Raw genomic sequence first — 14,552 nt, forward strand, 5'->3', positions numbered from 1 at the left:
GTTTAAGATTGGTTTTGGAATAATGTATTTACCTGATCGCCGTTGGTGACGATAGCTTTATATAATAGTTCCAGATCAATTTTAGAATCTACGCCCGTCTCGTTTTTCGACACCACCACGTTTCCTTTTAAAGCGTCTTCTTTATAAAAAGCTTCCTTTACTTCTGCATCGTCGAAGGACACTTTAAAGGAAAGTTTGGAGCTGATATTTTCGATCGTCTGGTCAAACAAAATGCGCCCTTCATCGATGATGGTAATACGATCGATAAGGCTTTCGAGATCTTTAACCTGGTGGGTGCTGATGATGATGCATTTGTTTTCATCGATGGCGCCGGCAATCACTTTTCGAAACTGGCTTTTACTCATAATGTCCAAACCGTTGGAAGGCTCGTCCATCAATAAGATCGCCGTGTTGCAAGCCAGCGCGAAGCTGATTAGCACTTTCTTCTTCTGGCCATAACTCATTTGCTGCAGACTATTATCGGCCGGAATATCAAACTCTCCTAAGTAGCTTGCAAACTGGTCTTTATTAAATCGTGGATAGAACGGCGCATTGGAAGCTATAAACTTTGCAATCGAAACATCAGGGAGATAAAACTCTTCAGGCACGATAAACACATCCTGCAAAAATGCAGGTTCTCTTTTTGCCGGCGTGCGGCCCAGCGCTGCGATCGAACCACCGGTAGGAAACAGCGATCCGATAATATTTTTAAGCAATGTTGATTTTCCGGTTCCGTTTTTTCCAAGTAATCCGTAGATATGCCCCGGCGAAAACGAAAGGGAAAGCCCGTTAAATACCTTTTTGTTTCGATAGGAAAAATGCAGGTTTTGAATCGTTATCATAACTGGTGATTTAGTGTACTATCGTATTAGTACACTACAAAAATAGGGATGTTTTTAATCTTTCCAAATATTTTTTACCCGTCGCTGCAACGGCCGATTTTAAATTTCCCTATTTATCTGCTACATTTGTCTACTGTGTTAATAGGATAAATCATGAGTGAAGATTTTATCAAATCCCTTTTTGAGAGAAACTCAAAATGCTTTTCAGGCTTTCCTGATAAAGGAGCTGTGGAAAGTTTTATTGATGAGTTATATACCGTGCTTTTTCTGCCAAATGATATCAACCACAAATGCGAAGCCCAGTTGAGAGACCAGCTCCATTCGCTGAAAGATAAGTTTGGCCATTTGCTGCGCGATGTCATCCAGGATGAGGAACGTATCGAAAACATCCGGGCGCATTATTTTGAAGCATTGCCCAATATTTATAGTCTTTTGTTAAAAGATGCGGAGGCTTTATTGCAATCTGACCCTGCCGCAAAATCGCTGGAGGAAGTCATGGCGGCCTATCCGGGTTTTTACGCCACAGCGGTTCACCGGCTTTCCCACTTGCTCCATCGGTATAGCGTGCCCATCCTGCCGCGCCTTTTTAGTGAATATGCACACGGAAAGACGGGTATTGATATCCATCCGGGCGCGACAATAGGCCATTCCTTCAGCATTGACCATGGCACCGGCGTCGTGATTGGGGAAACCACGCTGATCGGCAACAATGTAAAAATTTATCAGGGCGTTACCCTGGGCGCCTTAAGCGTTGTGAAGGAACTCGCTACAACTAAACGGCACCCGACGATAGAAGACAATGTGGTCATCTATTCTGGCGCTACTATTTTGGGCGGCAACACGATTATTGGTAAAGACAGCATTATCGGCGGTAATGTGTGGCTCACCACAAGCGTGCCTCACAATTCGGTGGTGTATCATAAAAGTGAAGTAAACGTGAAGGACCTTTTACCACCGGATGAATCCGTGTTAAATTTTGTGATTTAACTGCTGCGGCATCTGATATTATTTAATTTTATTTCCGCGGCGTGTCGAACCGCCGTTAGTTTTTTTAAAAAATTTAAATCATTTCACATTGAAAGCGCAAAACATTCTGCAAACCATTGGCCATACGCCGCATGTTAAAATCAATCGGTTATTCGGTTCAAAACATCAGGTTTGGATCAAACTTGAAAAAGCTAATCCCGGCGGCAGCATCAAAGACAGAATTGCGCTGGCCATGATAGAGGATGCGGAAAAAAAGGGACTGCTCACAAAAGATTCGGTGATCATTGAACCCACCAGCGGCAACACAGGTATCGGCCTCGCTTTGGTAGCAGCCGTTAAAGGGTATAAATTGATATTGGTAATGCCGGAAAGCATGAGCCTGGAGCGCAGAAAACTGATGAGCGTTTACGGAGCAGAATTTGTTTTAACACCCCGCGAACGCGGCATGACCGGCGCCATTGAAAAAGCTAAGGAATTAGCGGCTGCAACGCCGCGCTCGTGGATACCCCAACAATTCAACAACGAAGCCAATACTGAAATACACCGGCAAACAACCGCCGCTGAAATTTTAAATGATTTCCCCGAGGGGCTTGATTATTTGATAACGGGCGTGGGCACAGGCGGCCATATCACCGGCGTTGCAGAAATATTAAAAGACAAGTTTCCCAACCTTAAAGTATTTGCGGTTGAGCCGGAACAATCGCCCGTGATCAGTGGCGGCGCTGCCGGGCCTCATCCTTTGCAGGGGCTTGGCGCAGGTTTTATCCCAGCGATTTTAAAGACCTCCGTTTTAGATGGCGCTATCACGGTGGCCAAAGAAGAATCTTTTGCATATGCGAAAAAACTGGCCTTAGAAGAAGGCATTTTCGCAGGCATTTCAACAGGCGCAGCGCTGGCAGCCGTAGCTAAAAAATTATCCGAAATCCCCGAAGGCGCAACGGTGTTGACTTTCAACTACGATACCGGAGAAAGGTATTTGAGTATTGAGGGGCTTTTTTAGTTGGAGAGGCGGTAGCCGCGATTCCGCTTTTACAATTTTCCTTTGACGTTCAATGCATCTCTTAGGCCATTCCCTAAAAGATTAAATGCTAAAACGAGGATCATAATAGCAAAACCGGGCGCCAGTGCCAGCATAGGATTTTGCGTGATGATAAAATTATAATTTTCTTTAATCATCAAACCCCAACTCGGCATCGGCGGCTGAACGCCCACGCCCAAAAAACTCAGCCCCGCTTCTATCACAATGGCGGAAGCAAAATTTGCCGCGGCGATCACCAAAACCGGGCCGACAATGTTGGGCCAAATATGCACCGCGATAATGCGAATATCTTTGTAGCCCAATGCGCGGCCGGCTTCTACATATTGTAGCTCCCGCACCGCCAATACCTGCCCGCGCACCAAACGAGCCACGTTCACCCACATGGTTAGCCCTATCGCGATGAACACCTGCCAGAAACCTTTCCCCAAAGCCAGCGTAATGGCAAACACCAGCAATAAGGTTGGGATACTCCAGATCACATTAATAAACCACATGATTACATCATCGGTCTTACCGCGATAGTATCCCGCCAGCGACCCCAACAATAAACCAATGCTGATAGATATAATAACCGTAATCAGTCCAACGCTCAGGCTTACACGCGTGCCCACAATTAGCCGGCTCAATATATCGCGACCATAACTGTCGGTGCCCAGCCGATATTTTTTGGTTACCACGGGCTGGTCGGCTAAATTAGATTTTGAAAACGCAATGCGTTCTGTCAGCCCTTCGTCAATAAATTTTTCAGCAATAACGCTATCTCCGCTGATTTTATAATTCGTTATGGGGACATAATTATAGCGATCAGGCTTTCCGCTGAGCAATCGTTTAAAAAAACCCGTTTCGGCCAGTTGTCTTTCTTTTTTTACCAAAAGAAAGCGGCTTGCAAAACCAGGCTTTTCGCCGCCGGTTTCCAAAATAATGCGGTTCGCATAGGGAGAAGCATCGGGCGCAATGAAGTAGCAGAAAATTGCCGTAAGCACCGCCATGACAATAACGAACAGCCCCGCCATGGCGCCTTTATTTTTCTTTAACCTTGACCATGCCGGATGATTCGAATTCAAAGACATTATACTTAACCGAAGTGAAAATTGTTTCAGCCGAAATTACATCAATTAGTTTTTAAAATAGATGATCCTTCAGCTACCGCGTTTATCTTACTTTCCGACCCTTCCATTCATATTTTCCAAAACTGCCTAAAAAGCCCGAAATAATGGTGTACAAAATATGAAGCGGCTGAAAAAATAAAAAATATTTCATGGACCCCTGCCGGTCAAAAAACCGGCTGACATCATACACAAAAGGGGCTTCGATGATGGTCTTCAACAACAGCAAAATCAAAAGCCCGTAAAAATAGACGGCTTCGAAGCAGGCTGCGACCGCAAGTACCAAAAACGTAACGTTAAATAAATAGACCAGCAGCAACACCACAAATATTCTTTTATCGTCGTAGCTGGTGGCTTTGCTGGCCCAACGAATGCGCTGATTAAAAAAAGCTTTCCATGTCAGCGCCGGTTCGGTTTCCATAATCGCCGCTGCTGACTTTAAATATTTTACCTTTTCGGGATACAGCTTCCATATTTTATGCATCAACAGCATATCATCGCCCGAAGCAATTTTATCAATGCCCTTAAAGCCCTCTACTTCGTAAAACACCGAGCGCCGGTAGGCAAGGTTGGCCCCGTTACACATGCTGTGCTTTTTTTTGTGAACCGACGCAGCTGTGATACCCTGTAGTGTGAGAAAATCTAATACCTGGAAGACGTACAGTATACCATTCATCGGCTTTTTTGATTTTCGAAAACGCACCGGCGCAGCTATAAAAACAGGGTCATGATCTTCTATGAAAGACGACAATGTTGATAACCAGCCGGCGCCGGCCACACAGTCCGCATCTGTACAAACAATCCAATCGTGTTGCGCCGCGGCAATCCCTGTCTCAATGGCTTTCTTTTTATAAGAATTGAGCTGATCCTCTTTTAACTGAATGAGTTTTACGCCCTCATACCCCTGGACAACCTGCGCCGTTGCATCGGTCGAATGGTCGTCCACCACAATGATTTCAAACAGTTCCTTCGAATAGGTCTGCGCCAAAAGGCTTTCTAAGAGCGGCCCGATATTTTCCTGTTCATTACGTGCGGGAATAATAACTGAAAATTTTATCTCTGGTATCAACAGGTTTTTAGGTTGGTAATCTGGTAAAGACTTCCAGCCGTTTCTATAAAAAACAATCACAACCGCATAGACGACCCACAGAAACAATGCAGCCAAAAAGAGAAACACCATGCGGCAAAAGTAGGGTGTTGCCTTTTGATTTTAACGTCCGAATATTTTAAACGCCCGAGGGATACCGATCAGGCGAGACGGAGCGAGAAGAAACAAGACACTTAAGCCAAATCAATAAATCATAAGTCCCTTTCAAGAATTACAAAATCTTCCTAACTTTAATTGGTTGTTAAAACAACTATATGTCAAACAACTATTTTAAGAAAAGCGAGCTATATAGTTTTATAACCGGTGTTGCCAGCACTGCCATAGCGCGACGATTGCAGAAGAAATTTAACACGGCAGGCCTGAGCCTTACCATTGAGCAGTGGAGCGTTTTATATCATTTGTGGAAGGAAGACGGCATCAGCCAGCAGGATCTTTGTCAGGCTACTTTCAGAGACAAGCCGAGCATGACGCGGCTGGTGGATAATCTTGAGAAATCGGGCCTGGTGAAAAGAGGCCCTTCAAAAACCGACCGCCGCAAAAACCTGATTACACTGACCGAAAAGGCAAAAGCTATTGAAGCGCAGTGTCATCATTTTGCATCAGAAACGGTAGATGAAGCCCTATCTGGGGTTAGTAATGACAATATCGAAGTTTGCCGAAAAGTTTTAAAACAGGTATATGATAACCTGACGTAGCGCGCTTTGTCGCAATGTAGCTCTAGAGCTTTTAAAAAATTTAAACTATACAACAATGAACACTGCCGCGGAAACCCAAAAGATTATTAAAGGAGCCGAGTGGCTCATCAAAAAATCGCAGCCAGCAGACATCTTTACCAGCGAAGATTTTGGCGAGGAAGAATTGATGATCAGAGACATGTGCACCCAATTTTTAGATGCTGAAGTTTGGCCTAAACTCGATCGCATTGACAGCCTGGAAGAGGGCTTGATGAAATCGCTGGTTGAAAAAGCGGGCGAGCAGGGCCTGCTCTCCGCTGCCTTCCCGGAAACCTATGGCGGGCTGGGAAAAGATTTTATTACTTCCACCATCATTAACGAATACCTGGGCGCAGGCCATTCTTTTTCTGTGGCGATCGCCGCCCACACTGGCATTGGTACGCTGCCCATTTTATATTTTGGAACGGAAGCACAAAAGCAAAAATATATCCCCAAACTCGTGTCGGGCGAATGGGCCGGAGCTTACGGACTAACCGAGCCCAATGCCGGAAGCGATGCGCTGAGCGCCAAAACCACTGCCAAGCTCAGCGACGACGGCAAGCATTATATTTTAAACGGGCAAAAATGCTGGATTACCAATGGAGGTTTTGCGCAGGTGTACACAGTGTTTGCTAAAATTGACGGCACGCAGTTCACGGGTTTTATTGTGGAGCGTGGCATGGAAGGTTTTAGCAACGGGCCGGAAGAACAAAAAATGGGCATCAAAGGTTCTTCGACGGTTCAGCTATATTTCCAGGACGCGAAAATACCGGTGGAAAATGTTTTGGGAGAAATCGGCAAGGGCCATAAAATCGCCTTTAATATTCTGAATATTGGCCGCCTCAAATTATGCGCTGCAGCTTTGGGCGGGGCTAAAAAAGCTTTTCAAACCAGCGTGGAGTATGCACAAACTCGTGAGCAGTTCAAACAACCGATTGCAAATTTTGGCGCTATTAAACACAAAATAGCAGAAATGGCCATTCGCATTTTCGCCGCCGAGTCGGCGCTATACCGCACGTCCAAATGGATCGATGACCTGGAAAAGCAATTGATAGCGGAGGGTAAACCTTTTAATGAAGCTTTGTTGGGCGCTGCAGAAGAATATGCGATTGAATGCGCTATACTGAAAGTATATGGCAGCGAACTGCTGGACTTTGTGGTGGATGAGGGCGTGCAAATTCATGGCGGCAATGGTTTCAGCGCCGAATACAATATTTCGCGCGCTTACCGCGACAGCCGCATCAACCGCATTTACGAAGGGACCAATGAAATCAACAGGCTGCTGACTTTAGACATGACCCTGAAACGCGCGATGCAGGGCAGGCTCAATTTAATGGGGCCGGCGATGGATGTGCAAAAGGAGCTGATGAGTATTCCTGATTTTGGAACGGATGACGAAACAGCATTTGCAGCCGAACAGCGTTTGATCGATAATTTTAAAAAAGCCATCTTGATGGTGGCGGGCGCTGCCGCGCAGAAATTGATGATGCAGATAGAGAGCGAACAGGAGGTTTTAATGAACATTGCGGATATGGCAATCGAAGCCTTCCACGCAGAAAGTGTTTTGCTAAGAGTGATGAAAATCGCCGAAACCAAAGGAGATGACAAAGCTGGCCTGTATCTCGATGTCATGCGGACTTACCTTTACGACGCGGCTGACAAAATCAATAAAAGTGGTAAAGACGCAATCAATGCCTTTGCCGAAGGCGACGAGCAGCGGATGATATTGATGGGCCTAAAAAGATTTACCAAAGCTGCTCCCTTCAACGCCAAAGCTGCCCGCAGGCATATTGCCGACGCCGTTTTAAAAGCAGGAAAATATTCGTTTTAGCCTAATTGAATGCCTACTCTTCCGGGTAGGCATTTCCTTTGTGGCAGGTGTTACAGCTAATCCTGGTTAAATAGGCCGGGTGAATGGCAGCGTCATAATTGAAGTAATTCTTATTAATGTCGATCGTCAGACGCATCATTCTGCGGGCTTCTTCCTTCACGGGATTTTCATCTGAAGCAAAATTCAACGTGGTGTCTCCGTTTTTGACTTCCTGCGCGTGGCAGAAATCACAGGTCACGCCCAAACCCCGGTTATAGGTTTCCATGAGGCTGTCCAGCTTTTCTTCGCTGATATCTTTGGGCAGCACTTTTAAGTTACGCGCTTTCGCCGGCTTGGAATTAACGAATCCGACCAGTACGAGGCAGGCGATTAACATCATCACCACCGGTAATTTCTTATATGCCATACAGCAATTTACGTTAAAAGCGTCATGCATTTGTCATTCGCACAACTAATCCCCTGCTAAAATGTTACCTTTGCACCCGATTTATTTTAAGATGTCAGAAGTTTTAACGCCCACATTAACAGCAAAAGATTTCGCCACCGACCAGGAAGTACGCTGGTGCCCCGGTTGCGGCGATTATTCTATATTGGCACAGGTGCAAAGAATTATGCCCGGCCTTGGTATTCCCAAAGAAAACATGGTATTTATTTCGGGGATCGGCTGCAGCAGCCGCTTTCCGTATTATATGAATACCTACGGGATGCACTCGATTCACGGTCGCGCAACGGCGATCGCCAGCGGATTGAAAGCCACGCGGCCCGAGCTGAGCGTTTGGATCGTGAGCGGCGATGGCGATAGCCTGAGCATTGGAGGCAACCATACCATCCATCTACTGAGGCGCAACTTTGATGTAAACCTGCTGATTTTTAACAATCAGATCTACGGCCTTACCAAAGGCCAGTATTCCCCCACTTCGGAGGAAAATAAAGTAACGAAATCAACTCCTTTTGGAAGCATCGACCATCCGTTCAACCCGGCTGCCCTGGCTTTGGGAGCCGATGCTACTTTTGTAGCCAGAACTATGGACCGCGATCCAAAGCATATGCAGGCCATGTTGTTAAGAGCCAACGCACACAAAGGCGCATCTTTTCTTGAAATTTATCAGAACTGTAATATTTTCAACGACGGCGCTTTTGAAGTGTTTACTGAAAAGAGCTCCAAGCCTAACGAAACCTTATTTTTAGAGCAGGGCAAACCGCTTGTTTTCGGCGCAGAAGCCAATAAAGGCTTGAGGCTAGACGGATTTAAACCGCAGGTGGTAACCATAGGCGAAGGGTTTAGCGCAGACGATCTTTGGATACACGACGAACAGGATATTTACAAAGCACAAATACTCACCCGCATTTTCGATGACCCTTCTATTGAAGGGCATTTGCCGCGGCCGTTTGGTGTTTTCTATCAAACCGATCGCCCTTGTTATGAAGAAATGATGTCCTTACAACTTGAGGATGCGATTGCCCGTAAAGCCCCCGATTTGAATGCATTGTTAAGAGGCAAAGAAACCTGGACCGTTCAATAAACCTACATTTGAAGAGGCGTTCCGTCCCGACGGCGGATGGCTCTCAATAGTTTTCAGGGGATTAGACTGTAAAATTCTAACTTTACGGTACGTATGCTTATCCGAATCCATCCGAAAGACCCCCAGGAGCGGCTGATCAAACAGGTCGCAGAAACTTTAAGAAATGGAGGTATTATTGTGTATCCAACCGATACCATTTACGGATTTGGCTGTGATATCTATCAGACAAAAGCAGTTGAAAAAATTTGCCGCATCAAACAAATCGATCCCAAAAAAGCCAATTTGTCGTTTGTGTGCTGCGACCTGAGCCATTTAAGCGACTTTGCGAGGCAAATATCAAATACCACTTACCGCGTTTTAAAAGAACACCTGCCAGGGCCTTATACATTTATCCTGCCTGCCAGCAAACAGGTTCCGAAAATTTTACAAAGTAAAAAAGACACGATCGGTTTGCGCATTCCTGATAATAAAATTGCGCACCATTTAGTAAAAGAACTCGACCACCCCATCCTGAGCACCAGTCTTCCCGGCGAATTTGTGGAGGATTATACCGACCCGGAAATTATCCACGAGAAATATAAAAACCTGGTGGATATTGTAATCGATGGCGGCCCGGGAGGAAGCATTCCTTCTACCATTATCGATTGCGTAAATGATAGCTACGAAGTGATTCGCACGGGCGCCGGAAAATGGGAATAGTTTTCCCTTTGCCTCTATATCTAAAAAACTAAAATCTGACGACATGAAAAGTTACTACGATTGCCATGCAAAAGCCAGCCTGTTCAGTTTTATCTTTTTGGCGTTGTTGAGCGCCTGCACCAACCCCCGGTATATCCATTCGCCATCGGTGCACAACGCTGCATTTTTCAAGCAACAGGGCGATTTCAAATTTTCAGCTGCCGGAGCTGGCAACCCGGCTAAAATATTTTCCGGGGTGTCAGATGAAAAAGAAAATTATGAATCGGTTGCGCATTCCCTGGGCTTCGACGGGCAAGTGGCAGTTGCCGTTACGGATCACTTTCTTTTAACAGGATCGGGTATGTATCGCGATGAGAAAGACTGGTTTAACGATGACGACCTTACCAATGTGGAGCAGGATTCTAAAGTAAGATACAGCCGCTACAGTTTTGATATCGGAGCCGGATTTTATACGCGCATGGGCCATAGCGATAAAGTATATTTTAACGGCGTTCTCGGTGTTGGCTTTGGCGCCATGTCTTCCACAGACAACATCAACCCGTATGACGCGGCACGGTTCAAGCGCTATCAGGCCCATACCATGAAATATTTTCTGCACCCTTCGTTCAACTTTTTCTTTAACGATTACCTGCGCATGTCGGTGGCACCCCGGTTTTCTTTGCTGAAGTTGAACAATATTAAAACCAACTATACCACGTCGGAAGAAGAAATCCTGGGTTATGACGACGCGCGCCGAAATACATTCGGCTTATTTGAACCAGCCATTTTATTGCAAACCGGATTTAAAAATAACGACTGGCTGAAGCTTGATATGGGATTTAATTTTTCCACAGATCCGTTTACGACGAAGTCGAATGGAAATGACGATAGCCCGGCGCCAGATGTGCATACTTACAATGTGCAATCGAGAAATTTTCTGCTTTCGCTGGGAGTTTCCATTTACCCTGGCCGAAAAAAATGATCAGGGCATAAGCAGCTTATTAAAAGCAATAATATCACCGTTAAAAACATTGAAATCCACTTTGGCGTCGATACCATTAACGTTGCCTAAATCGTTGTGTTGCCAAAAAGTCCATTCCCTATTGATGCGCGGCTTTCTTTTTTCGTAGTAATGCGCCACCCAAAGCGGATAGCTGTCAAACTCAGGCCCCAGGTATTTTTTATAAAATGCTGCATTGGTGTATATAATGGGTTTGACGTTATAATGAGCCTCGACCATAGCAAGCCAGGCCCTCACTTTTTGCCGAAAGACGTTGACCGGAAAAATGCTGGCTTGTTCCGCATCCAAAACTGGCGGCAGATCGCCGGAGGATAGTTTAACTTTAGAAATAAAATGTTTTGCCTGCTTAGCCGGGTCCTGGCTGGCAATAAAAAAATGATAAGCGCCGCGTGTAATGCCGGCTTTCTTCGCATTGCGCCAGTTTGATTTAAAATATTTATCGGTAAGCCCCTGCCCTTCGGTTGCTTTGATAAAGGCGAAATTCAATTGAATATTATTGACATTCATCTCCTTCACCCCATTCCAGGCGATTTTCTTTTGGTACCTCGAAACGTCAATACCATGAAGGGCATATGCTACCGGCATATCAATGCCAAAGGCATCGTAATGCACAAATTTTATTTTTCGGGATTGCACCCACTGTAAAAGCGCCACCATTAGAAAGGCAACAAAAAAAACAGAAGCAAGAAGTTTGATATTATTATATTTTCCCCGTCGAGCCATTGAAAGAAATACTGATACCCTGTAAAGATATCTTTTGAAGCCGTGTTGGCCTGACTAACCAAAAATTTTAACAGCTGCAAAGCGAGCAATCGCTGTTCCGGCTTGTGATCAGGATCCCTTAAACGACGCCTTTCGTTTCTCCAAAAAAGCGGCCACGCCCTCGCGGGCGTCATGGGTGGTCAGCAGTTTTCCAAACAAAGCGGCTTCCTGCGCAAAACCCGACCGGTCGTCGCCGCCGGCCAAACCCACTGCCTGAATGCAACTTTTAACTGCCAGCGGCGCTTTGCTGTTGATTACAGCCAGTATCGATTTAGCTTTTGTTAGTAACGCCGGCGCCTCTACCATATGATTGACCAATCCATAGTTAAACGCCGTCAACGCGTCGATCATATTGCCGGTGGCCAGCAGTTCGAGGGCCCGGCCTTTACCAATTAATTGCGTCAACCGCTGGGTGCCGCCATAGCCGGGTAATAATCCAAGACTCACTTCCGGCTGGCCAAACTTTGCATGGTCGCTTGCCACCCGGATATGGCAGGCCATAGCAAGTTCGCAGCCACCACCCAGCGCAAAACCATTCACGGCCGCGACAATAATTTTATCGCAATTTTCAATTTTATCAAACACCAACTGCCCTTTCAGAGCAAGCGCCTCACCCTGCTTTTCATTGAGCGCGGTAAACTCCGAAATATCAGCACCAGCGACAAAAGCTTTCTCGCCGCTGCCCGTGATAATCGCCGATTTTATATCGCCGCGTTGTGACACCAGCTCGATTGCCTGATCCAGTTCTTCAAACACAGTTTTGTTTAAAGCATTTAGTTTATCGGGCCGGTTAATGGTAATCGTCGCGATCGCATCAGCAACATCAAATAGTATTGTTGTAAAATCCATTGTTGTTTTTAGTTTAAATATAAAAGAATTTTAATGACGCTTTGGTCTGTAATTTTGCGGGGTGACGTTTTTAAAGGTAATCTCATATCTGGGTATTTTTGTTTTTGCGCTTGCCGGCGCGTTTAAAGCGCGCGGCGCCAAGCTTGATGTATTTGGCGGGCTGGTTGTAGCTTTTGTTTCGGCCTATGGTGGCGGAACTTTTCGGGATTTGCTGCTCGGCGTGCGGCCGCTAACCTGGATCAACGACAATCTTGCCTTCGGACTGGTTTTTGCCGGGACGGCGGTTACTTTTTTGGTGAAGGATAGAGTAAATAATTTCCGGAGGACCATTTTTTTTACCGATGCGATCGGGATCGGGTTGTTTACCGCAGCAGGTATTGAAATTGCGTTGCGAAACGGCACGAATGAAATTTATGGATTGATTATGGGCGTCATCACCGCTACATTTGGCGGTTTAATTGCCGATATATTTTGCGGCTACCCGCCTTTGCTGCTACGGCGTGGCGAGTTGTATGCGACAGCCTGCGCAGCCGGTGGGTTTGTTTTTATCCTGATCAATAAATACCTCATTACCACAAAGAATATCGACCTGACAATCTGCGTGTTGCTGGTCGTGGCCATCCGCATTTATTCAAAACGGAGAAGATTGATGTTACCGGAAATTTAGACTAAGTTTCGTCGCCCCTTATTTGTAGGCCATGATATCAATCGATTCATTGCAAAACCCATATTCCTGCGGATCGTTGCTGCTGACGATTACCAATCGGTTGCCGCAATATTTTTGGATCAAATCGTTATAAAGCGCGATTCCCGCTGCATCCAGGTTGGTGCAGGGTTCGTCCAGCATCACGGCGGGAGTATCGGAAAAAATGCACTGGGCCAGTTTAACGCGCTGCTTCATGCCGCTGCTATATTCGTTGATTTTCTTGTGCTTCGCGTGTTTTAACTGAACAGCTTCGGCGATAAAATCAATATCGAAAGGATTTAAAAAGGGTTTAAATGACTGATGGAAAACCAGGAATTCCGAAAGCGTAAACTCTTCAATCAATTCCAAATAAGGCGCGCAGAAAGAAATATGGCGGTAAATTTTTTCGGGTTTAATCGCCTGGCCGTTTATGGAAAAAGTGCAGTCGCCCTCATTGATTGTCACCGCGCCGCCCAATATTTGCAGCAACGTGCTTTTGCCGCTTCCGTTAGGGCCGGTAATAGCATAGTGGCTACCACTTTTAAAATCACAGGTGACGCCGCGAAAAATCCAGTCGCGGTTATAACGTTTGGCGACATTATGCAATTGAATCGTCATCACCGTTGCCTGCTTTACTGTAGCGCTTAATGATACCGCGAGTGCTTTCCTGAATAAAAGTGAGAATTTCGTCGCGCTCTTCTGTCACTGCAAATTCTTCCTCCAAAATTTGAACAGCCTGCGTCACGTTCAATCCTTTGTTATACAGTACGCGGTAAATATCAAGAATATGGTTGATTTTTTCAATGCTATAACCCCTTCTTTTCAGCCCTACTGAGTTGACGCCGGCATAGCTTAAAGGCTGTCTTGCCGCTTTGATAAATGGCGGCACATCTTTGCTCACCAGCGAACCGCCGCTAATAAAAGAGTGAGACCCGATTCTTACAAACTGATGCACTGCCACAACGCCTCCAAATCCTACATAATCGCCCAACACCACATGGCCGGCGACCTGGGTGCTGTTGCTGAGCGTGCAGTTATTTCCGATGATACAGTCGTGGCCAATATGGCTATAGGCTAATATCCAGCAACCGTTGCCCACCACTGTTTTCCAGCGGTCGGCTGTGCCGCGATGGATGGTAACAAATTCACGAATCACACAATTATCACCGATTTCAACAGTAGTTTTCTCCCCGGCATATTTTTTATCCTGTGGTTCGGAGCCTATAACCGTACCGGGGAAAATTTTACAATTTTTGCCAATTTTGGTACCTTCCTGGATGGTCACGTTCGATCCGATCCAGGTGCCTTCCCCAATCTCAACGTTGGGATGAATAACTGTAAAAGGGTCTATTTTCACATTGGTAGCAACCTTGGCATCGGGATGAATGTATGAGTTGAAATGTATCAT

General features: G+C 45.7%; 16 protein-coding genes. 8 read left to right on the top strand and 8 right to left on the bottom strand.

Annotated elements, in window-relative coordinates; translation table 11 throughout:
* Nucleotides 1–2 precede the first annotated feature (2 nt).
* Complete coding sequence (locus ABDK00_RS16320) at nucleotides 3–842, bottom strand: ABC transporter ATP-binding protein (protein WP_346236267.1); 840 nt, start codon at nucleotides 840–842, stop codon at nucleotides 3–5.
* 153 nt (nucleotides 843–995) lie between these two features.
* On the opposite strand from ABDK00_RS16320, the gene epsC reads away from it, so the two are divergent.
* Nucleotides 996–1,829, top strand: a complete 834-nt coding sequence (gene epsC, locus ABDK00_RS16325) for a serine O-acetyltransferase EpsC (protein WP_346236266.1) — start codon at nucleotides 996–998, stop codon at nucleotides 1,827–1,829.
* 88 nt (nucleotides 1,830–1,917) lie between these two features.
* The gene (gene cysK, locus ABDK00_RS16330) at nucleotides 1,918–2,829 is read left to right on the top strand and encodes a cysteine synthase A (RefSeq protein WP_346236265.1); all 912 of its coding nucleotides are present in this window, start codon (nucleotides 1,918–1,920) and stop codon (nucleotides 2,827–2,829) included.
* A 29-nt stretch (nucleotides 2,830–2,858) separates the two neighbouring features.
* Here cysK and ABDK00_RS16335 read toward each other — a convergent pair whose 3' ends face one another.
* Both ABDK00_RS16335 and ABDK00_RS16340 read right to left on the bottom strand, forming a co-directional pair.
* The gene (locus tag ABDK00_RS16335; RefSeq protein ID WP_346236264.1) at nucleotides 2,859–3,938 is read right to left on the bottom strand and encodes an ABC transporter permease; all 1,080 of its coding nucleotides are present in this window, start codon (nucleotides 3,936–3,938) and stop codon (nucleotides 2,859–2,861) included.
* Between the two features lie 82 nt (nucleotides 3,939–4,020).
* Nucleotides 4,021–5,154 carry a glycosyltransferase gene (locus tag ABDK00_RS16340; RefSeq protein ID WP_346236263.1) on the bottom strand — a complete coding sequence of 378 codons (1,134 nt, stop codon included), beginning with the start codon at nucleotides 5,152–5,154 and terminating at the stop codon, nucleotides 4,021–4,023.
* Between the two features lie 182 nt (nucleotides 5,155–5,336).
* Between ABDK00_RS16340 and ABDK00_RS16345 the strand changes: the two genes are divergently transcribed.
* Both ABDK00_RS16345 and ABDK00_RS16350 read left to right on the top strand, forming a co-directional pair.
* The gene (locus ABDK00_RS16345) at nucleotides 5,337–5,777 is read left to right on the top strand and encodes a MarR family winged helix-turn-helix transcriptional regulator (RefSeq protein ID WP_346236262.1); all 441 of its coding nucleotides are present in this window, start codon (nucleotides 5,337–5,339) and stop codon (nucleotides 5,775–5,777) included.
* Between the two features lie 55 nt (nucleotides 5,778–5,832).
* Nucleotides 5,833–7,626 carry an acyl-CoA dehydrogenase family protein gene (locus ABDK00_RS16350; protein ID WP_346236261.1) on the top strand — a complete coding sequence of 598 codons (1,794 nt, stop codon included), beginning with the start codon at nucleotides 5,833–5,835 and terminating at the stop codon, nucleotides 7,624–7,626.
* A 13-nt stretch (nucleotides 7,627–7,639) separates the two neighbouring features.
* On the opposite strand, the gene ABDK00_RS16355 is transcribed toward ABDK00_RS16350, so the two are convergent.
* Nucleotides 7,640–8,032: a c-type cytochrome gene (locus tag ABDK00_RS16355; RefSeq protein WP_346236260.1), complete on the bottom strand. Its 393-nt coding sequence runs from the start codon at nucleotides 8,030–8,032 to the stop codon at nucleotides 7,640–7,642.
* 91 nt (nucleotides 8,033–8,123) lie between these two features.
* Between ABDK00_RS16355 and ABDK00_RS16360 the strand changes: the two genes are divergently transcribed.
* From ABDK00_RS16360 to ABDK00_RS16370, 3 genes are all read left to right on the top strand, one after another.
* Entirely contained in the window at nucleotides 8,124–9,149 is a 1,026-nt protein-coding gene (locus ABDK00_RS16360) for a 2-oxoacid:ferredoxin oxidoreductase subunit beta (protein WP_346236259.1), read from the top strand.
* Between the two features lie 93 nt (nucleotides 9,150–9,242).
* Nucleotides 9,243–9,848 carry an L-threonylcarbamoyladenylate synthase gene (locus ABDK00_RS16365; RefSeq protein WP_346236258.1) on the top strand — a complete coding sequence of 202 codons (606 nt, stop codon included), beginning with the start codon at nucleotides 9,243–9,245 and terminating at the stop codon, nucleotides 9,846–9,848.
* 43 nt (nucleotides 9,849–9,891) lie between these two features.
* The gene (locus ABDK00_RS16370) at nucleotides 9,892–10,809 is read left to right on the top strand and encodes a hypothetical protein (protein ID WP_346236257.1); all 918 of its coding nucleotides are present in this window, start codon (nucleotides 9,892–9,894) and stop codon (nucleotides 10,807–10,809) included.
* Here the strand turns inward: ABDK00_RS16370 and ABDK00_RS16375 are convergent, their stop codons facing one another.
* Both ABDK00_RS16375 and ABDK00_RS16380 read right to left on the bottom strand, forming a co-directional pair.
* Nucleotides 10,810–11,571, bottom strand: a complete 762-nt coding sequence (locus ABDK00_RS16375; protein WP_346236256.1) for a glycoside hydrolase family 25 protein — start codon at nucleotides 11,569–11,571, stop codon at nucleotides 10,810–10,812.
* Nucleotides 11,572–11,679: 108 nt separating this feature from the next.
* Nucleotides 11,680–12,459 carry an enoyl-CoA hydratase/isomerase family protein gene (locus ABDK00_RS16380; RefSeq protein WP_346236255.1) on the bottom strand — a complete coding sequence of 260 codons (780 nt, stop codon included), beginning with the start codon at nucleotides 12,457–12,459 and terminating at the stop codon, nucleotides 11,680–11,682.
* 61 nt (nucleotides 12,460–12,520) lie between these two features.
* On the opposite strand from ABDK00_RS16380, the gene ABDK00_RS16385 reads away from it, so the two are divergent.
* The gene (locus ABDK00_RS16385) at nucleotides 12,521–13,126 is read left to right on the top strand and encodes a trimeric intracellular cation channel family protein (protein WP_346236254.1); all 606 of its coding nucleotides are present in this window, start codon (nucleotides 12,521–12,523) and stop codon (nucleotides 13,124–13,126) included.
* An 18-nt stretch (nucleotides 13,127–13,144) separates the two neighbouring features.
* Here the strand turns inward: ABDK00_RS16385 and ABDK00_RS16390 are convergent, their stop codons facing one another.
* Nucleotides 13,145–13,762 (bottom strand): ABC transporter ATP-binding protein, encoded by a 618-nt coding sequence (locus tag ABDK00_RS16390; RefSeq protein ID WP_346237368.1) that lies wholly within the window; start codon nucleotides 13,760–13,762, stop codon nucleotides 13,145–13,147.
* Nucleotides 13,743–14,552 carry an acyl-ACP--UDP-N-acetylglucosamine O-acyltransferase gene (gene lpxA / locus ABDK00_RS16395; RefSeq protein WP_346236253.1) on the bottom strand — a complete coding sequence of 270 codons (810 nt, stop codon included), beginning with the start codon at nucleotides 14,550–14,552 and terminating at the stop codon, nucleotides 13,743–13,745. The genes ABDK00_RS16390 and lpxA overlap by 20 nt, the downstream gene beginning before the upstream one ends.

Origin of the sequence: Niabella insulisoli, assembly GCF_039652435.2 — a bacterium.
GTDB lineage: Bacteria > Bacteroidota > Bacteroidia > Chitinophagales > Chitinophagaceae > Niabella > Niabella insulamsoli.